Genomic DNA, 18479 nt, shown 5'->3' with positions numbered 1-18479 from the left:
AATAGAACATCCATTTTATTTTCATTATATGAACCTACCCAATCTACTATGAGCGTAAAATATTATATATAAAAAAGGCCTCACCATAACTGGTGAGGACCTTATCCTTGAATCGTCTTATTCATTTGCTTAATAGCAGACTTCTCCAAACGTGATACTTGCGCTTGAGAAATCCCAATTTCTTCGGCAACTTCCATCTGTGTCTTTCCTTGGAAGAAACGTTTTCGAATAATCATTTTTTCACGATCATTTAAACGCTTCATTCCTTCTTTCAACGCCAGTTCTTCAACCCACTGCTCGTCCTTTTGTTTTTCATCCTTTAATTGATCCATAACAAAGATAGGATCTCCTCCATCGTTATAAATCGGTTCAAATAATGAAACCGGGTCTTGAATCGCATCTAGTGCAAAAACAATCTCTTCATGTGTCACTTCAAGAACTTTCGCAATATCCATTGCTGTTGGTTCTTTTGAATTTTCAGCAATCAATTTTTCTCTTACTTGCAACGCTTTATACGCAATATCTCGTAATGAGCGAGATACGCGAATTGGATTGTTATCACGCAAATATCTGCGTATTTCCCCAATAATCATCGGCACAGCATACGTTGAAAATTTTACATTTTGGCCTAAATCAAAGTTATCAATGGATTTCATAAGTCCAATGCAACCAACTTGAAATAAATCATCAACATATTCTCCTCTGTTATTAAATCTTTGGATGACGCTCAGTACAAGACGTAAGTTTCCATTCACTAATTTCTCTCTGGCGCTTATCTCTCCACTTTGCATTTCACGAAATAATTTACGCATCTCTTCATTTTTTAGTACTGGAAGTTTAGCTGTATCAACACCGCAAATTTCTACTTTGTTTCTCGTCAAAGTGTTCCCTCCTATCGGGAGTTGCTGTACAGTGTAAAGTATTTCCTTTGAAGGGGATTTTATGCATACGGTTTTCCCATCGTTTTTCACAAACATCATATTTCCTAATGCACAAAAAGAGAATAAGACCAGTCTAGATACCGACTGGTCTTATTCTTCACACCATTTTATTAAATTCTTTTCGTAATCTTTTTATAATTCTTTTTTCCAAACGAGAAATATACGACTGTGAAATTCCAAGCATATCAGCCACATCTTTTTGTGTCTTCTCTTCGCCACCAGCGAGTCCAAACCGAAGCTCCATAATTTGTTTTTCACGATCATTTAATTGATGCAATGCTTTCATTAAAAGATGACGATCTACAGTAGCTTCTAAATCTTTTGTAATAATGTCATCATCTGTACCTAACACATCTGATAATAACAGTTCATTTCCGTCCCAATCAATGTTAAGCGGTTCATCAAAAGAAACTTCCGAACGATTTTTATTATTTCGACGCAAATGCATTAAAATTTCATTTTCTATACAACGAGATGCATATGTTGCTAATTTAATTTTCTTTTCTGGATTAAATGTATTCACTGCCTTAATAAGACCAATTGTTCCTATACTAATCAAATCCTCAATATTTATCCCTGTATTTTCAAATTTTCTTGCTATATATACAACAAGCCGTAGATTACGTTCAATAAGCATCGACCTGGCAGCTTGATCTCCATTCGGTAATTTATTCAAAAGAACTGCCTCTTCGTCTTTCGTTAACGGCGGTGGCAACGCTTCACTTCCGCCAATATAATAAATTTCATCGGTCTTAATTCCTAATTTCAGCAATACTTTATACCAAAGGTATACCAAATAAAATTTAAATTTCACCATATTATCCCGCCTCTCATAATTAAGCAATTACCATCTTTTGCGAAATCAACATTTTCGGATGTACAATGCATTGATACTCTCCATTGGTAGATAATTGTTGTGTATTTAATCCAATCAGTACTTTGTTTACAACAACCAAACCTTCATGATAAACTTGCACACAATCTGGCTTAATTGCCCATAAAAATTGATTCTCTACTCCCACTGCTCGGAAAGGAATTAAACGTAGTTTCGTCGCCCATCCAGAATCATTTTCTGGTATTTGAGGAATTTCTGTTTTGGAATAAATTTGTTCTGTTAACCAAGCTGGCAAACAATGTTCTAATGATGAAATATGCATAATCATAACGGGTGTTTTTGTTAACGGGTCATAAAGTTGGTTCCCACTATCAATTAGACCTGCTAGTTCTAGTTCCTCTCCAGCTAATTGAATTTTCACTTTCACGATTTGATCATAGTGTATCTTTGTGACCTCTACGCTTTCTATACGCTTTTTAGAAAAATAATAAATTACTGGAAAACCAAAAATAACAAACAACCAACTAATTGGATCACCGTAAGAAACTGATTTAGATTGAACTAACCCATTTACCATTTCGTTCGTTTGCAAAAAGTAATGCGTTCCAATTAATCCTCCACCAACCATAAAGGTTACAAAATAGAAAGTAAAAACAGTTTGTGCATAATTTCTAAATGTTGAAAACCCAAATGCTGTATACACAATAAGTAACGAGTACAATAGTTTCATAATTGGATGTGTCATCATAGAAGCAAAAGGCGTAAAGGCGAAAATAACAATAGTTGAACCTATAAATGCCCCTAACACAAGCCTCCATCTTTTGATTCTCTTTTTTAACACGGTGGCTGTTAATAAAAGTAAAAGAAAATCAATGCAGGCGTTTAACAACCAAACAATGTCGGCGTAAACAACCAAACAATTCACCTCTTTTTTTAAGTTGAGACTAGTATAATGCATATCCAATAGGAAAGTGTGTCAATTGGTGGAGGGTTTTTTTTGTTATTTTGTGATTTCTAGACATAATCTGTCGGTAAAAAATAAAAGTGTATTTTTCATAGAATAATATAAATTTCTTACTTGTATACATAATAATCGAATTATATATATACAAAATTTATCTTGCTATTTACGGGCAGTAACACCCCTGCCTCAAAATTCAGCTACAAAAAAGTATAGAAGTTAAGCGGGAGTCGGGCTAACAATCATTTTGGATGAATAACCCCTACTAATTAAATTTTCACTTTATTTATCACAGCTTACAGCTCCAAAATAGGACTGGACTCTCCATATGCAAAATAATAAAAAAAAATCTGCTTAGCAGATCTTTTCCATTTAGACAACAAAAAAAAGGAGCATGAAAGCTCCTTTTCTTTTATCGTCTACGACGGTTACGTAAGAATGCTGGAATATCGATGTCATCTGAATCTGTATGACGATCATGCATAACCGGCTCTTCACGTTTCATTTCACGCTTAACTTCACGTTGTTTTGAAGGTTGAGCTACTGGTTGTTGTTGCTGTTGCGTGTGATTCGCAGTCGGACGGATAATTGGTTTTGGTGGTTGCGTCGAAGCACTATCATCAAAACCAGTTGCAATTACAGTGACAACGATATCATCTTTTAATCCTTCATTAATAACAGAACCGAAGATCATATTTACTTCTGGATCCGAAGCTGAAGCTACAATGTCTGCTGCTTCTTGTACTTCATATAAACTTAAGTTTGCGCCGCCCGTAATGTTCATAATAACACCTTGAGCTCCATCAATAGATGTTTCTAGTAATGGACTAGAAATCGCTTTTTTCGCAGCTTCAGCAGCACGATTTTCACCATTACCAGAACCGATACCCATTAAAGCAGAACCTCTATTAGACATAATTGTTTTTACGTCTGCAAAGTCTAAGTTAATTAGACCTGGTGTAGCAATTAAATCAGAAATACCTTGAACACCTTGACGTAATACGTTATCAGCTTCACGGAACGCTTCTAACATTGGCGTATTTTTATCAACAATCTCTAATAAGCGATCATTTGGAATTACAATAAGTGTATCTACATTTTCTTTAAATGACGCAATACCAGATGCAGCTTGAGTCGCACGTTTACGTCCTTCAAATGTAAATGGACGTGTTACAACACCAACTGTTAACGCGCCTAGTTCTTTTGCAACTTGAGCAACAACTGGAGCTGCACCAGTTCCAGTTCCGCCGCCCATACCAGCAGTTACGAAGACCATATCCGCACCACGAAGCGCTTCTTGAATCTGTTCTTTACTTTCTTCTGCAGCTTTTTTCCCTACTTCAGGGTTTGCGCCTGCACCAAGTCCACGCGTTAATTTTCCACCAATTTGCATTTTCGTTTCAGCTTTTGATAGATTTAATGCTTGTGCATCAGTATTCACAGCGATAAAGTCTACACCTTGTACACCGTGTTCAATCATACGGTTTACAGCATTGTTTCCGCCACCGCCGACACCGATAACTTTTATATTTGCTAATTGATCTTGAGTAGTATCAAACTCTAACATGTCGAAATCCCCCTAGAACCTCATTTTTCGTGTCCAATTTTAATCCCATAAATAACGGAATACACGTTTTACTTTTGACATCATGCGGTCATCATTTTGATTAGTATTATTTTGATTAGTATTATTTTGATTACGATTTTTCTGTTTCGCAGGTTGCTGTTGTACCGGCATTGGTGCTGGTACTGGTTCAAAATGTTCTTGCTTTTCCTGCACATTTTTCCCACGTAATTTAGCTTTTTGATAAGAATGTTTAATTAATCCAACTCCACTTGTATATTGAGGCTCACGAACACCAATATAATCAGGAGTTGCTATACGAACATTTTCATGTAAAATATCGTATGCAAGATCAAGAATACCTGGCATAGAAGCTATCCCACCAGTTAGTACATATCCAGAAGCTACTTGCTTTACTCCTAACTTACGCACTTCATCTTGAACAAACATTAAAATTTCCTCTACACGAGCCTCTATTATATCCGATAATTCCAACTGAGAATATTGTTCTGTTTGATCGCTTCCCATAATAGGAACCGTAAACATCTCTTCTTCAGATGCTGTATCATAAAAAGCATGTCCATATTTCAGCTTAATTTGATCTGCATTTTCTGTTGAAGTTTTCAGCCCAATCGCTATATCCTTCGTTATATGATCTCCACCTAATGGCAATACGCTCGTTGCTTGCAACTCTCCATCTTTAAAAATAGATAAGGTTGTAGATCCTCCACCCATATCAACAAGGGCTACCCCTCTGTGTCTTTCATCCGAAGATAACGCAACTGTCGCTGCCGCTAAAGGTTGCAGACAAATATCAACAATTTCAAGACCTGCTTTTTCTACACAACGAAGTAGGTTATGTAGTAAAGTTCTCGAGCCTGTAATAAGTGTACCTTCCATTTCTAATCTTACACCGATCATCCCGCGTGGATCGTTAATCTCGTCAAGACCGTCTACAATGAACTGTCGAGGTACCACATCAATAAATTCACGTTCAGGAGCAATTGATACAACTTGCGCTGCATCTAGAACGCGTAAGACATCTTCATTCCCGATTTCACGATCTTCATTTGAAACAGCGACTACCCCGTGACACGGGAGCAACTGTACCTGGTTTGCATTGACACCTACTACAACTTGCTCAATGTGGATACCCACCATGCGCTCAGCCTGTTCAATTGCTTTTTTAATTGATCGAACAGTTTCATCTATATCAACTATCGATCCCTTCTTCAAACCATTTGATTTTACGTTTCCAACACCAATAATGTTTAAGCTATCATTAACCATTTCACCAATGATGACTTTAACATTGGATGTACCGATGTCAAGACTAACATATATTTCATTGCTGTTCATTCTTTGGCACCTCCTTCTTTATTTATACCATACAACTCAATATATGGAACAACAATCGCAACTTTACTATTTATAAGAAAAATATTCAACGTCTTTATACGTTTCCCTTTTTTAACCCTATATTTTTCTTATTTTTATTTAACATTCATTTAAGAATATCGCAGTAACCTGTGAATAACTGCTCTATCTTGAAATAATTATATTTCAAGTGTAAAGATTACCGCCAAGTATAAGTCTACACTAAGATGTACTTGTAGAAAAGTGAAACTTGTACCAATCCTAGTATGAATCTAAGAAAATTTACATTTTTTTCATCAAATTAAGCATTCTTGCAAATTACCATCCATATAAAAGAACATTCGTTTCATTTCATACGTAATAACACAATAAAAACTATCATTCTATTCTTTCTTTTCTTTCTTTTCTTCAGCACCTAGTTCCTTCGTGTACGCACCCACTTCTAAGTCAATTAAAACCTTCTTACCAGGTTCAATTGTTTTTAAAATAAGTGGATAAGCTTCCATTCGCTTTGCGAAATTTTGAATAGTGGTGCTCACTTCATATCCTTCATTCATATATAAAGTAAGATGATCTTCATTTGCGTTCGTTGGTGTATAACGAATTTCAGAAATAGACCTTAAAATAGTTGGCGTTAATTTTTCTAGTTCTGCAATTAATTCCTTCATTTTTCCCTCTTTAAACGGTTCAAAAATTGGTGCTGCAACTGGAAGCTTTCCGTTCGGAAGTACATCGAGTGTTTTCCCATTTTCTAATAACGGTTGTAATTTCCCATCTTTGTTTATATAGCCAATTGTTAAATATTCTTCGATATGAACATCAATTTTGTTTGGGAAACGTTTTTTTACATTTACCGCTTTAATTTCTTTTCGTTTCGTTAAGTTTTCTTCTGCTTTATGTGCTGTTACTCGGAAATAACTCGTATCATATGTCACACCTGATTCCTTCATAACTTGTTCATCTGTCATATAATGATTTCCAAAAACACTTATCTTTTTTATATTACTAAGCGGAGACCGAAAATAAATTAAAAAGAGTACTAATAAAAATAAAATCGATATGTATAAAATTAACCGATGATTAACAGGTTTCTTATTTTTTTTCTTTTGATTCTTTAATTTTGGTACACGATCTTGTAGTTTAATCACTTTACTATTTTTCATGTACGATCCCCCTATGTAACATAAAGAACGGCATGTTACTCATGCCGTTCTTATCTTCTTATTATAACATAAATGATAATGAGCGGAACGAACAACCGTTATCTTCCAATTATTTCTACTTCTGTATGCATATCAACACCAAATTTATCCTTAATTGTACGCTTTATCAATGCGATCAAGTCTAATACATCTTGTGCTGAAGCCACACCAGTATTAACAATAAAATTCCCATGCATTTCAGAAATTTGAGCTCCACCTATTTTATAGCCACGAAGCCCTGCTTTTTCTATTAAATCTCCTGCAAAATATGGGACTGGATTTCGAAATATACTTCCTGCACAAGGGTGATTCCAAGGCTGCGTTTCACGGCGATACTCTTTATTCTTTTGCATGCTTCTTACAATTTCCTCGCGTTTGCCTACCTCCAATTGGAATTCAGCTTCTAAAACAATACCAGGGCGTTTCACTTGCAATACAGATGTGCGATAAGAAAAGCTCATTTCGGTATTCGTCAACCAATTAATTGTTCCATTTTCAAACAAAATACGAGCTTTCGATAATACACTCGATATGTCGGACTTATGAGCGCCTGCATTCATATACACTGCACCGCCAACACTTCCTGGAATACCACTTGCAAATTCCAAGCCGGCTAATCCCTGTCGACTAAGTAAAGTTGACAATTTAATAAGGGGGTATCCAGCACCAACTCTTACTCTATGTTTTTCGACTTCTAAATGGTCTAATCCTTCTCCTAAACGAATAACCACACCTTCTATACCTTGATCAGATACGAGAAGATTTGAACCACGACCAATTGCAGTCCACCCTGTCTTGTACTTCTTTACTAACTCTAGCGTCTTCTCAATACCAGCAACATGCTTTGGCACAATTAAAATATCAGCTGGTCCGCCTATTTTCATAGTCGTGTAACGCGCTAACGGTTCATTAACTAACACGCGACCAACATTTGCTTCTAAAAGCTCTTTTACTAATTGTTCCATAGACAATCTCCCCCATATTAAGTCTCCTTATTACAGTAATATGCAGGGCGTTCACCTAATGTTATTTTTTAATAAGCTTGTTCATTACTTCATATAGCTTATTTGCTGCATCTGGAATACCAAGTTGCTTAGTAGCCAGTTTCATATTTTGTAATGTTTGTGTATCCAATAAAATCTCATCAATGTCACGAATAAGCGTTTCAGATGTTAAATCTTTTTCAAGTAGCATTTTAGCTGCTCCTTTATCAACAACTGATCGTGCATTTTTTTCTTGATGGTTATTTGTTACGTACGGACTTGGAATTAATACACTTGGCTTTCCTAACGCTGTTAATTCTGCAAGCGTTGTAGCCCCTGCTCTTGAAACAACAAGATCTACACCAGTCAGTACCTCTGGCATATTATGAATAAAAGGTTTAATAATAACATTATTCGGATTCCCTTTTTGTTTCACGGCTTCCATAACTTTATCATAATGTACTTCGCCTGTTACATATAATACTTCGTAACTTTTATTCCCAAATTGTTCAATCGCTTCTACAAAAGCATCGTTAATCGGTCTAGCCCCGCGACTCCCACCAAAAATAAGCACGGATTTTTTAGAAAGTGATAGTCCTACCGACCGTTTTCCTTTCATCCCATTTTGGTCCATTACTTCTGATGCACGTGGGTTACCTGTCATAACTACTTTTGACTGCGGAAAATGTTCTGCAGCTGCTTCAAAGCAAACCGCAACTTTATCGACATAACGACTTAAAAATTTATTCGTTACACCAGGTACACTATTTTGTTCATGTACAATAGTCGGAATACCTAATTTAGCCGCAGCATATACAACTGGCCCACATACGTATCCACCCGTACCAATCACAATATCAGGGTTAAAACGACGAATATATCGTTTACTATCTTGAACACCTTTTAGGAAACGCATCACTGTTTTCACATTATCAAGAGATATTTTTCGTTTAAATCCACTTATGACAATAGATTGGAACGGAATACCCGCTTTCGGTACGATGGTACTCTCTAATCCATTCTCTGTACCAATGTATAAAAACCTTGCTTCTGGATTTAGTTTTTTTATTTCTCTAATTAAAGCAAGAGCTGGATAAATATGTCCTCCAGTACCCCCACCACTTACTAATACTCGCACTACTGATTCCTCCACTTCCCTGTTCTTATTCAATCGTATTTTTTCTATATACATATTGTATTTTCACACACACACGAAAAACCCTGTCTTTTAAACAGGGTTTAATAGCGAGAATGGCGACTTATATTCAATAATACACCTACTGCCATTAACATTAAGGTCAAACTTGATCCACCATAACTAAAAAACGGCAAAGTAATACCCGTAACAGGCATCAGTCCTGTTACAACACCAACATTAATCATTACTTGAATCGCAATCATCGCCACAATACCTACTGCTAAAAACGTACCATATAAATCTGGCGCTCCTAATGCTATACGAATCCCACGCCATAATAATAGACTAAATAATAATAACACAAATGAACCACCAATAAAACCTAATTCCTCGGATAAGATTGCAAATATAAAGTCTGTTTGTGGTTCAGGTAAATAAAGAAATTTTTGTCTACTTTGTCCAAGTCCAAGCCCAAATAAACCACCAGGTCCAATTGCGAGTAACGATTGGATAATTTGAAATCCACTTCCGAGCGGATCCGACCACGGATCTAAATATGATGTAATGCGTTTCATTCGATATGGCGCTGATGCAATTAACCCTACAAATCCCGCTGCACCAAGCAAACCAAACATTGCAAAGTGAAAGACCCTTGCTCCCGAAATAAATATCATAATAATACATGTCCCAACCATTACCGTTCCCGTACCAAGATCTGGCTGTAACATAATTATCCCAAAAGCAAGAAATACAAAACTAAGAGCCGGTAGTAAACCTCGTTTAAAAGATGTAATTAATTTTTGTCGTTCCGCTAAAAATTTTGCTAAGAAAATAATCATCGCGAATTTCATAAACTCTGACGGTTGGATAGAAAATGCCCCGATTCCAATCCAACTTCGCGCCCCCCCACGAACGAGACCTACTCCAGGAATAAGAACGAGAATAAGAAGAACGAAACAAACTAGTAAAATTACTTTTGAATACGTACGCCACACCCAATAATCAATTTTCATTAGAAAAAACATAGCTACTACCCCAAGACTTGCAAACAACAATTGTCTTTTTGCAAAAAAGAATGAATCCCCCATTTTATAAGAGGCCCAAACCGCACTCGCACTATAAACCATAATCATTCCGATTGTTAACAGCGCCAGTGTAACGATGATGAGAATAAAATCAGGCGTTTTCTTCATTACCCATGAACACCACCTCTTTGGGCAGAACCTTTTGCCCTATGTAACAAAACATCAGTAGGTGTTAGCCTACTGATGTTTTGATTTACTTTATATAAGTTTATGCACAGCTTGTATAAAAATGTCTCCTCTTTCTTCAAATGTTTTAAATTGATCCCAGCTTGCACATGCTGGTGAAAGAAGAATAACATCACCATCGATAGAATGCGCATAAGCTTTCACTACTGCATCATCTAAAGTATCGACACTTTCAATTACATCTAATCCTGCTTTTTCTGCCGCTCTTACTAATTTTGGTGCAGTTTGTCCAAATGTTACAATCGCTTTGACATGTTTAAAGTATGGAATTAAATCATCAAATTCATTACCACGATCAAGTCCACCAGCCAATAATACAATCGGTTGTGTAAATGCAGATAATGCTTTTTCTGTCGCTAGCATATTCGTCGCTTTTGAATCATTATAAAATTTACGATTATTAATCGTTGTTACATATTCTAAGCGATGTTTTACACCTGTAAAACTTTTTAACACAGCAGTAATTGCTTCATTAGAAACACCTAGTAATTTAGCAATACTCATTGCTGCTAAAATATTTTCTAAATTGTGCTTACCAGGTAAAACAATATCACTTACTTTAACTACTTTTTCGCCTTTAAAATAAAGAGCATTATCTTTTATATACGCACCATCTTCAATTTCTTTCGTCGTCGAAAATAATACTTCCTGTCCTTTACTATATGCCGATAACGCCATGACATCTGCATCATCTGCGTTAATTACACTATAATCTGTTTCAGTTTGGTTTTTGAAAATATTCGCTTTCGCCAAACCATACTCTTTCTTCGTTCCGTGATAATCTAAATGCGCTTCAAATAAATTTAAAAAGGCTGCAATTTTTGGTTGGAACGATTCCACTCCCATCAATTGAAACGATGAAAGTTCCGTAACGACAACTTCATTTTCTTTCGCCAATTGTGCAACTTCACAAGCTACAGTACCTATATTCCCCGCAATAACTGGGTACTTTTGTCCTTCTTTTAACATTTCAAACGTTAACATTGTCGTTGTTGTTTTGCCGTTAGATCCCGTAATCCCAACAAACGGTGCTGCTGAAATGCGATATGCTAATTCAACCTCAGTTACAATTGGAATTTGCTTTTCCTTCGCCGCCACTAAGAGTGGATTAGAATATGGAATTCCTGGGTTTTTTACGACAAGTGAAATGTTTCTCTCCAGCAATTCTAACGGATGCCCACCACATACAACATCCATTCCTTCCGCTTGTAACTCAGCAGCAAGCACATTACCCACTAATGGTTTCCCATCATTTACAATGACGTTTGCCCCTAATTTTTTTAATAAAGTAGCTGCTGCATAACCACTTTTAGCAATACCTAATACAAGAACATTTTTATTTTGATATTCAGTTACAGTTTTCAATTACATCCACACCCCGATATAAATTCCTAGCACAGCTAATAAAAATCCTACAGACCAAAACGTTACAACAACGCGCCACTCTGACCAACCACATAATTCATAATGATGATGTAATGGACTCATTTTAAAGACACGCTTTCCTGTTGTTTTGAACGAAATAACTTGGATAATAACAGATAAAGTTTCCGCTACGAATACACCGCCAATAATAACGAGTAACAATTCTTGTTTTAACAAAATCGCTACAGCTGCGATAGCACCACCTAAAGCTAGAGAACCTGTATCCCCCATAAATACTTTCGCTGGATTCGCATTGAATACTAAAAAGCCAAGTACAGCTCCTACAACTGCCATACAGAAAATCGCTACCCCAAATTGTTCTTGAGCTACAGCAATAATACTAAATGCTCCGAATGCAATAGCAGCTGTTCCTGATAATAAACCATCTAAACCATCTGTTAAATTAACCGCATTTGATCCACCAATAAGCATAAATAATACAAGAACAAAATATGCCCAGCCTAATTCAAATTTAACATCAGTTCCCGGAATCATGATATAAGTGTGAAATGCTTGCCCTTTTCCAATTAAAAAGAACGCAATAGCAATTACAAGCTGACCAATCAATTTTTGTTTTGATGTTAAACCAAGATTTCTTTTCTTTACTACTTTTATGTAGTCATCTAAAAATCCGATTAATCCGTACCCAAATGTAACTAATAATAGCAATGATACTTCTGCACCTAAATTGTTAAATTTAATCGCCATAATAAGCGTAGTCACCATCATAGATACATATATGACAATACCACCCATCGTTGGTGTCCCTGATTTCTTTTGGTGTGACTTCGGTCCTTCGTCACGAATACTCTGTCCGAACTTTAACTTTCTTAAAAATGGAATAAATAATGGCGAAAGGGCAACAGAAATTAAGAATGCTACCCCAGCCGTTACTAATAAGCCTTGTTCAAGCACATGTAGTCCTCCTCTCATGCTGTTACACTTCGTTGTTTAAACGCTCCGTGATTGCTTCTTTAGCAACTTCACGATCGTCAAAATGATGAACTTCTTTACCAATAATTTGATACGTTTCATGCCCTTTACCAGCAATAATAATAATATCTTTTGCTTTCACTTTCGAGATAGCGGAACGTATCGCTTCTTTTCGATCGACAATTACTTCATAATTATCCCTATTTACATTATTTACCATGTCATCTAAAATAGCCTTCGGATCTTCACTTCTTGGATTATCTGATGTATAAATTGCATGAGTTGCATATTCGGTTGCAACACTTGCCATTATTGGTCTTTTCGTTCTATCTCTATCACCACCGCAACCAACGATACAATATACATCACCTTTTGCAAACTGTTTTGCTGTTTTTAATACGTTCTCTAAGCTATCAGGTGTATGTGCATAGTCAACAATAACTGTGTAATTTTGTCCACCATCAACAACTTCAAAACGTCCAGGGACGCCAGCAAGCTCTTTAATTACATCAATAATTGTTTGTAAGCTCACTCCTGAAACAAGACCTGCTGCCGTAGCAGCTAACACGTTGTATACATTAAACTTACCAATTAATTTCATCGTAACATTTACAGTTTCATACGGTGTTACAAGTGTAAATGTTGTACCGCCACTCGTCATTACGATATCTCGTGCCATAATGTCGCTTGCAACATCTATACCGTATGTTACAACAGTAGCTGCTGTACTTCTCATATACTCTTCTGCTACTGGGTCATCACTGTTTAATATAGCGTATTTTTCACGATTATGATGATAACTATTGCCAAGCTGTGCAAAAAGCAACCCTTTCGCATGTTTATATTCTTCCATCGTTTTATGATAGTCTAAATGATCTTGTGTTAAATTCGTAAATACTGCAACATCATAATCGCACCCGTGTACACGGCCAAGATCTAAAGCATGAGACGAAACTTCCATTACTGTGCTATCCACACCTTGTTCAACCATTTTTGAAAATGTCTGTTGAAGTGTTAGTGCATCTGGTGTTGTATTTTTCACCTCAAATGTTTCATCACCGATTTTCATATTAATCGTTCCAATTAGCCCCGTTTTATGACCATGTGCGCGCATAATTTCATCCATAATATGCGATGTTGTTGTCTTTCCATTTGTACCTGTAATACCGATTAAATGTAACTTGTGTGTTGGTTGGCCATAAAAATAATCAGCTAAAACCGCTAGCGAACGAAAAGTATTTTTCACAAGTACAACTGGAACGTCAACATCAACTGGTCTTTCCGCAACAATAGCAGCCGCTCCTTGTGCGGCTGCTTGCTTAGCAAAGTCATGGCTATCAACCGTATATCCTTTCATACATATAAATAAGCTTCCCTCTTTCACTTTACGTGAATCCGCTTCAATAGATGTTATTTCTGGATTTTCTGTTGGAACAACTGGAAAATCATGCAAACATGATACAAGTGTATGCAACTTCATTTCACTAAACCCTCTCTACATTGTTTATTTATCTCTTATTTTAGCAAGTAACACGTTACCTCCTAATTATATAAAAATAGGAGGTAAGTGCTACTATAGTCTAATCAATAGATTTATTTATTAATGAGACACTTATCGTCTCAAATAAAGCAATTTTTCTATAAAGAACTCACTTCCACCAATTGTACCATAAAACACAATCAGTTACCTTTAATTCCCGAAGTAAATTCTAACTTTTGAACCCTCTTTTACTTTAGCTCCTGCTTCTGGTGATTGTTTAATTACTTTCCCACCATCACCACTTATATCAAGCTTCAAGTCTACAAGTTGCGTTTGTAAATCTTTCTTTTTCATACCGATTAAATTTGGAACTTCCACAGTTGGTGTATCGCCCCATTTATATTCTTTCTCAACTTGCTCTTTTCTCGGTTCCACTCCCATTACAGGAAGTGCGTCACGAAGAATATTCCCAACAATAGGTGCTGCTACAACTCCACCAAATTGAGTGACTCCTTTTGGGTTATCCACTGCTACATAAACAACAATTTGCGGATCGTCGGCTGGAGCAAAACCGATAAATGATACAATATAGTTATTATCTAAATATTTCCCATCTTTCACCTTTTGAGCAGTTCCAGTTTTTCCACCTACACGATATCCATCAATATAAGCCCCTTTACCAGAACCTTTCGCTACAACATTCTCTAATGCGTAACGAACTTTCTCTGAAGTTTCCTTGGAAATAACTTCCCTTTTCGCAACAGGTGTCTTTTTGCTGACAATTTGATTATTCTTTGGATCAATAAATTCCTTCGCTATATATGGCTGATACAAAGTTCCACCATTTACAGCGGCCGCTACAGCTGCTACTTGTTGAATCGGTGTAACAGAAACACCTTGCCCAAATGAAGTCGTCGCTTGCTCGACTGGACCAACTTTATCTAAATTAAATAAAATCCCGCTACCTTCACCTTGTAAGTCAATTCCGGTCTTCTGTCCAAACCCGAAATTACGAATGTATTTAAACAATCGATCTTTACCAAGACGATCACCGAGTTCAATAAATCCTGGGTTACAAGAGTTTTGAACTACCTCTAAAAACGTTTGGCTACCATGGCCTCCAGCTTTCCAACACCGCAATCTAGCTCCACCAACTTCAGCTGCCCCATCATCATAAAATGTATCTTTCTCTAAGTCTACCAAATTTTCATTCAAGGCTGCAGCTAATGTAATAATCTTAAATGTTGACCCCGGCTCATACGTACTCCATACAGGTAAGTTTCTGTTATATACTTCCGGAGAAACACTTTGAAAATCTGCTGGATCAAAACTTGGTCGACTTGACATACCTAAAATTTCACCATTTTTCGGATTCATTGCAATTGCTATCATACCGTCAGGATTATACGTTGATTCCGCAATATTCATTTCTCTTTCCATAATCCTCGTAATGCGTGAATCAATTGTTAATCCTAAATTCAAGCCGGCTTCTGGTTTTTTGAAATCATCTCCAACGTTAGGCATTCTCTGTCCCTTCGCGTCTGCAAAAAATCGCACATGACCTTTATCACCATTTAGCTCTTTATCATAATATTTCTCTAGTCCCATAAGCCCTTGATTATCACTACCCGCAAATCCTAATACGTGTGATAAAAAATTACCGAATGGATAGTACCGGATAGAATCCTCTGCGATGTACACACCCTTTAAACTTAATCCGCGTACTTCTTTCGCTTTGTCATGCGATATTTTCCTTCCGCCTTTATCAAGCCTTACAATCGATTCTTTTTTTGTAATCCGCTTATAAACATCATCTTTTTCCACACCTAATACTGCAGCTAACTTCTCTGCAGTCTCTGCTGGTTTTTCAATTTGCCTCGGCACAACAAAGACGGTCGGTGCACTTTTATTCGTAGCAAGCTCCACACCATTTCGATCTAAAATTTTCCCTCGCTCTGGTTCAAAAGTAATATTACGACTCCATGAATCCTTCGCACGATCCGTTAACATATTTCCAAGAAAAAATTGCACATATCCAAGACGAATATCGATAATGGTGAAAATGAGTATACCCGATATAAGTATAAAAATAAGTCGTTTTCTAACCGTTACATTTGATACACGCATATTGGAACAAGCCTCCCTTACGCCTAGCTTGTTCCAATATATGCTTGTACTTATTTAATTAGAACTTCTTCCCTATTACCATTATGGCTTTTCTGCTTCTTGCTGCGGCTCAAGTGGTGGTACGAGTGTTACACCTAATTCTGTACCAGGTTGCAACACTGTTCCTTCTGCCACACTTTGTTCCGTTACATACCCTGTACCAGAAGGTTTTAAGTTAAGCTTTAATGTTTTTGCTAAATTCATAACATCACGCAGTGCCCACCCCTGTATATTTGGCATTGTAGGTTTATCTCCTACTAAGAAGACTCGATCACCCTTTAATGTTTGTTCAGTTGCTTTTGGCACTTGCTGCTGCACTTTACCTTCACCTAATACGATTGGACGAAGTTTTGCTTTATCAATTGTTTTTTTCGCTTCTTCCATCGTTTTTCCGGTTACATCTGGAACGACAGTTTGTTGTTCTTTCACATATTTTTTCGGGTCTTTTACTTCATTTGGCTTAATCTTTAAGTACTCTAAGCTATTTTTCGTTACATATTTAAAGATATCAGCTAAAGGTTTAGCCCCGTTTTCATCATCTTTTAATTTTGGTTGTTTAACGGCCACATACACAACAAGTTGCGGATCGTCCATCGGTGCCATACCTAAGAATGAGAATATATAATTCTCTCTTCCCGTCATATAGCCACCTTTCCCGTCAGGAATTTGTGCTGTACCTGTTTTACCCCCGACTGAGTACCCATCAATTTTATATGCAGTCCCTGTTCCTTTCGGTGATGTAACAACACGTTCTAGTAATTGCCTTACTTGCGCTGCTGTCTCTTTGGAAACAGGTTTTCCTACTTCTTCTGGTTTATGCTCTAGCTGTACTTTACCTGTTATTGGATCCACAATTTTATCAATTGTATAAGGTTTCATCATTTTCCCATCATTTGCAATCGCTGTTGCAGCTTGTACAAGTTGAATTGGTGTAACTGTAGAACCTTGTCCAAACGCTGTTGTTACTTGTTGTATTTGTTGATCAAATAAAATTGTATTTGACCCTTCACCAGGTAAATCAATGTTTGTTTTTTCATCTAATCCAAAATTATGAATATATTTTCGGAAACGATCTGGACCAAGTTTTTGATCACCTAAAATTGCAAACGCTACGTTTGAAGAGCGCTCTACCCCTTCATCAAAAGTAATAGAACCCCATCCAGCGCCGCCGTTATGATCTTTTATTTTGCGATTACCAACTTGATATGTACCAGACTGATAAAAGTCTTGTCCATTGTATACACCTTCGTTAATCGCCGCTGCTAATGTGAAAATCTTCATTGTTGATCCCGGTTCAAATGCATTTGCAATTGCGTCGTTAAAGAAATATTTAATTTGACGATCATTAGGGTCATAACTAGGTTTACTAGACATCGCTAATATTTTTCCCGTCTTTGGATCCGCTACAATTCCAATTAAATTTTCTGGCTCATAATGTTTACTCGCTTCTTTCATTGCGTCTTCTAAATAACTTTGAATACGTTGGTCAAGCGTTAAATACACGTTATCTCCATTTTTAGGTGCCTTTACATTCACTTTCCCGCCGTCAAGAGATACTCCTTTACGGTCCCCTGTATAAGCTACCTCACCATTAGAAGCACCTAAATACTTATCTAAACTCTTTTCTAAGCCAAATTGACCTACTGCGATTCCGTTTTCATCAGGGCTGGCATGACCTATGACGTAAGATGCGAAATCACCGTTTGGATACACTCTCGCATTTTCGGTGATAAAAGAGATTCCCGGCAATTTCAATGCTTCTATTTGTTCTTTCTTTTCTTTCGTCAAGTCCTTACCTAATGTTCCAAATTCCACTTGACTTCTGTCTTCTTTATTTAAAGTAGCTAAAATTTTATCTTCATCTTTTCCGAGTACTCCTGCAATTTTCTTTGCAGTATCCTCTTTGTCCTTAACGGCGTTAGCTCCTTTTAACTCGGCTACAAGTTTATAAGAATTTGCATCTTGCGCTAGGACATGACCATTTTGGTCATAAATTGTTCCTCGATTCGCTTCGAGAACTCCCTTTTTACTATGTTTCTGCTCAGCAAGTTTCTTTAAATCATGATTGTCCACTGTTCCTGTTACTTGTATGTAAAAAAATCGGGCTAATAACAGCAAAAAGAGCAGGAGGAAAAATATCATAAAATAACCTGCTCCCTTATTGGTATGAAATTTGGTCATATTTCTCTTCATCTTTTCTTCA

Annotated in this window: 14 protein-coding genes; all 14 read right to left on the bottom strand. The window is 36.7% G+C overall.

What is annotated here, in order from left to right; translation table 11 throughout:
• Positions 1-101: 101 nt before the first annotated feature.
• On the bottom strand, positions 102-881 hold the full coding sequence (sigG, locus tag MKX77_RS05420; RefSeq protein ID WP_002014725.1) for an RNA polymerase sporulation sigma factor SigG: 780 nt from the start codon (positions 879-881) through the stop codon (positions 102-104).
• 157 nt (positions 882-1038) lie between these two features.
• Positions 1039-1758: an RNA polymerase sporulation sigma factor SigE gene (gene sigE / locus MKX77_RS05415; protein ID WP_002111431.1), complete on the bottom strand. Its 720-nt coding sequence runs from the start codon at positions 1756-1758 to the stop codon at positions 1039-1041.
• A 19-nt stretch (positions 1759-1777) separates the two neighbouring features.
• The gene (spoIIGA, locus tag MKX77_RS05410) at positions 1778-2692 is read right to left on the bottom strand and encodes a sigma-E processing peptidase SpoIIGA (RefSeq protein WP_002111432.1); all 915 of its coding nucleotides are present in this window, start codon (positions 2690-2692) and stop codon (positions 1778-1780) included.
• 457 nt (positions 2693-3149) lie between these two features.
• Positions 3150-4304, bottom strand: a complete 1155-nt coding sequence (ftsZ, locus tag MKX77_RS05405) for a cell division protein FtsZ (protein WP_002066873.1) — start codon at positions 4302-4304, stop codon at positions 3150-3152.
• A gap of 39 nt (positions 4305-4343) precedes the next feature.
• On the bottom strand, positions 4344-5660 hold the full coding sequence (gene ftsA / locus MKX77_RS05400) for a cell division protein FtsA (protein WP_341305990.1): 1317 nt from the start codon (positions 5658-5660) through the stop codon (positions 4344-4346).
• A 401-nt stretch (positions 5661-6061) separates the two neighbouring features.
• Positions 6062-6841: a cell division protein DivIB gene (gene divIB, locus MKX77_RS05395; RefSeq protein ID WP_445819101.1), complete on the bottom strand. Its 780-nt coding sequence runs from the start codon at positions 6839-6841 to the stop codon at positions 6062-6064.
• A gap of 98 nt (positions 6842-6939) precedes the next feature.
• Complete coding sequence (gene murB / locus MKX77_RS05390; protein ID WP_341305989.1) at positions 6940-7845, bottom strand: UDP-N-acetylmuramate dehydrogenase; 906 nt, start codon at positions 7843-7845, stop codon at positions 6940-6942.
• 61 nt (positions 7846-7906) lie between these two features.
• Positions 7907-9001 carry an undecaprenyldiphospho-muramoylpentapeptide beta-N-acetylglucosaminyltransferase gene (gene murG, locus MKX77_RS05385; protein ID WP_002088269.1) on the bottom strand — a complete coding sequence of 365 codons (1095 nt, stop codon included), beginning with the start codon at positions 8999-9001 and terminating at the stop codon, positions 7907-7909.
• Between the two features lie 101 nt (positions 9002-9102).
• Positions 9103-10194, bottom strand: coding sequence for a stage V sporulation protein E (gene spoVE / locus MKX77_RS05380; protein WP_215553996.1), 1092 nt, complete (start codon positions 10192-10194; stop codon positions 9103-9105).
• A gap of 90 nt (positions 10195-10284) precedes the next feature.
• Entirely contained in the window at positions 10285-11637 is a 1353-nt protein-coding gene (gene murD / locus MKX77_RS05375) for a UDP-N-acetylmuramoyl-L-alanine--D-glutamate ligase (RefSeq protein ID WP_341305988.1), read from the bottom strand.
• Positions 11638-12612 carry a phospho-N-acetylmuramoyl-pentapeptide-transferase gene (gene mraY / locus MKX77_RS05370; protein WP_002014738.1) on the bottom strand — a complete coding sequence of 325 codons (975 nt, stop codon included), beginning with the start codon at positions 12610-12612 and terminating at the stop codon, positions 11638-11640.
• Positions 12613-12634: 22 nt separating this feature from the next.
• A complete protein-coding gene (locus MKX77_RS05365) occupies positions 12635-14110 on the bottom strand; it encodes a UDP-N-acetylmuramoyl-L-alanyl-D-glutamate--2,6-diaminopimelate ligase (RefSeq protein ID WP_341305987.1) in 1476 nt (491 codons plus the stop codon).
• 210 nt (positions 14111-14320) lie between these two features.
• A complete protein-coding gene (locus MKX77_RS05360) occupies positions 14321-16237 on the bottom strand; it encodes a stage V sporulation protein D (RefSeq protein WP_215553999.1) in 1917 nt (638 codons plus the stop codon).
• 81 nt (positions 16238-16318) lie between these two features.
• Positions 16319-18469: a penicillin-binding protein gene (locus MKX77_RS05355; RefSeq protein WP_435868533.1), complete on the bottom strand. Its 2151-nt coding sequence runs from the start codon at positions 18467-18469 to the stop codon at positions 16319-16321.
• Positions 18470-18479 lie beyond the last annotated feature (10 nt).

Origin of the sequence: Bacillus sp. FSL R9-9410 (assembly GCF_038050385.1) — a bacterium.
In the GTDB taxonomy this organism is placed as follows: Bacteria; Bacillota; Bacilli; order Bacillales; family Bacillaceae_G; genus Bacillus_A; species Bacillus_A cereus_U.
Note: the sequence above shows the minus strand (reverse complement) of the source record. Positions and strands in the feature narration are given on the sequence as shown.

Coding starts and splice junctions, on each gene's coding strand:
- sigE (WP_002111431.1), bottom strand. CDS start 1,758: ATGGTGAAATTTAAATTTTATTTGGTATACCTTTGGTATAAAGTATTG.
- ftsZ (WP_002066873.1), bottom strand. CDS start 4,304: ATGTTAGAGTTTGATACTACTCAAGATCAATTAGCAAATATAAAAGTT.
- ftsA (WP_341305990.1), bottom strand. CDS start 5,660: ATGAACAGCAATGAAATATATGTTAGTCTTGACATCGGTACATCCAAT.
- divIB (WP_445819101.1), bottom strand. CDS start 6,841: ATGAAAAATAGTAAAGTGATTAAACTACAAGATCGTGTACCAAAATTA.
- murB (WP_341305989.1), bottom strand. CDS start 7,845: ATGGAACAATTAGTAAAAGAGCTTTTAGAAGCAAATGTTGGTCGCGTG.
- spoVE (WP_215553996.1), bottom strand. CDS start 10,194: ATGAAGAAAACGCCTGATTTTATTCTCATCATCGTTACACTGGCGCTG.
- MKX77_RS05365 (WP_341305987.1), bottom strand. CDS start 14,110: ATGAAGTTGCATACACTTGTATCATGTTTGCATGATTTTCCAGTTGTT.
- MKX77_RS05360 (WP_215553999.1), bottom strand. CDS start 16,237: ATGCGTGTATCAAATGTAACGGTTAGAAAACGACTTATTTTTATACTT.
- MKX77_RS05355 (WP_435868533.1), bottom strand. CDS start 18,469: ATGAAGAGAAATATGACCAAATTTCATACCAATAAGGGAGCAGGTTAT.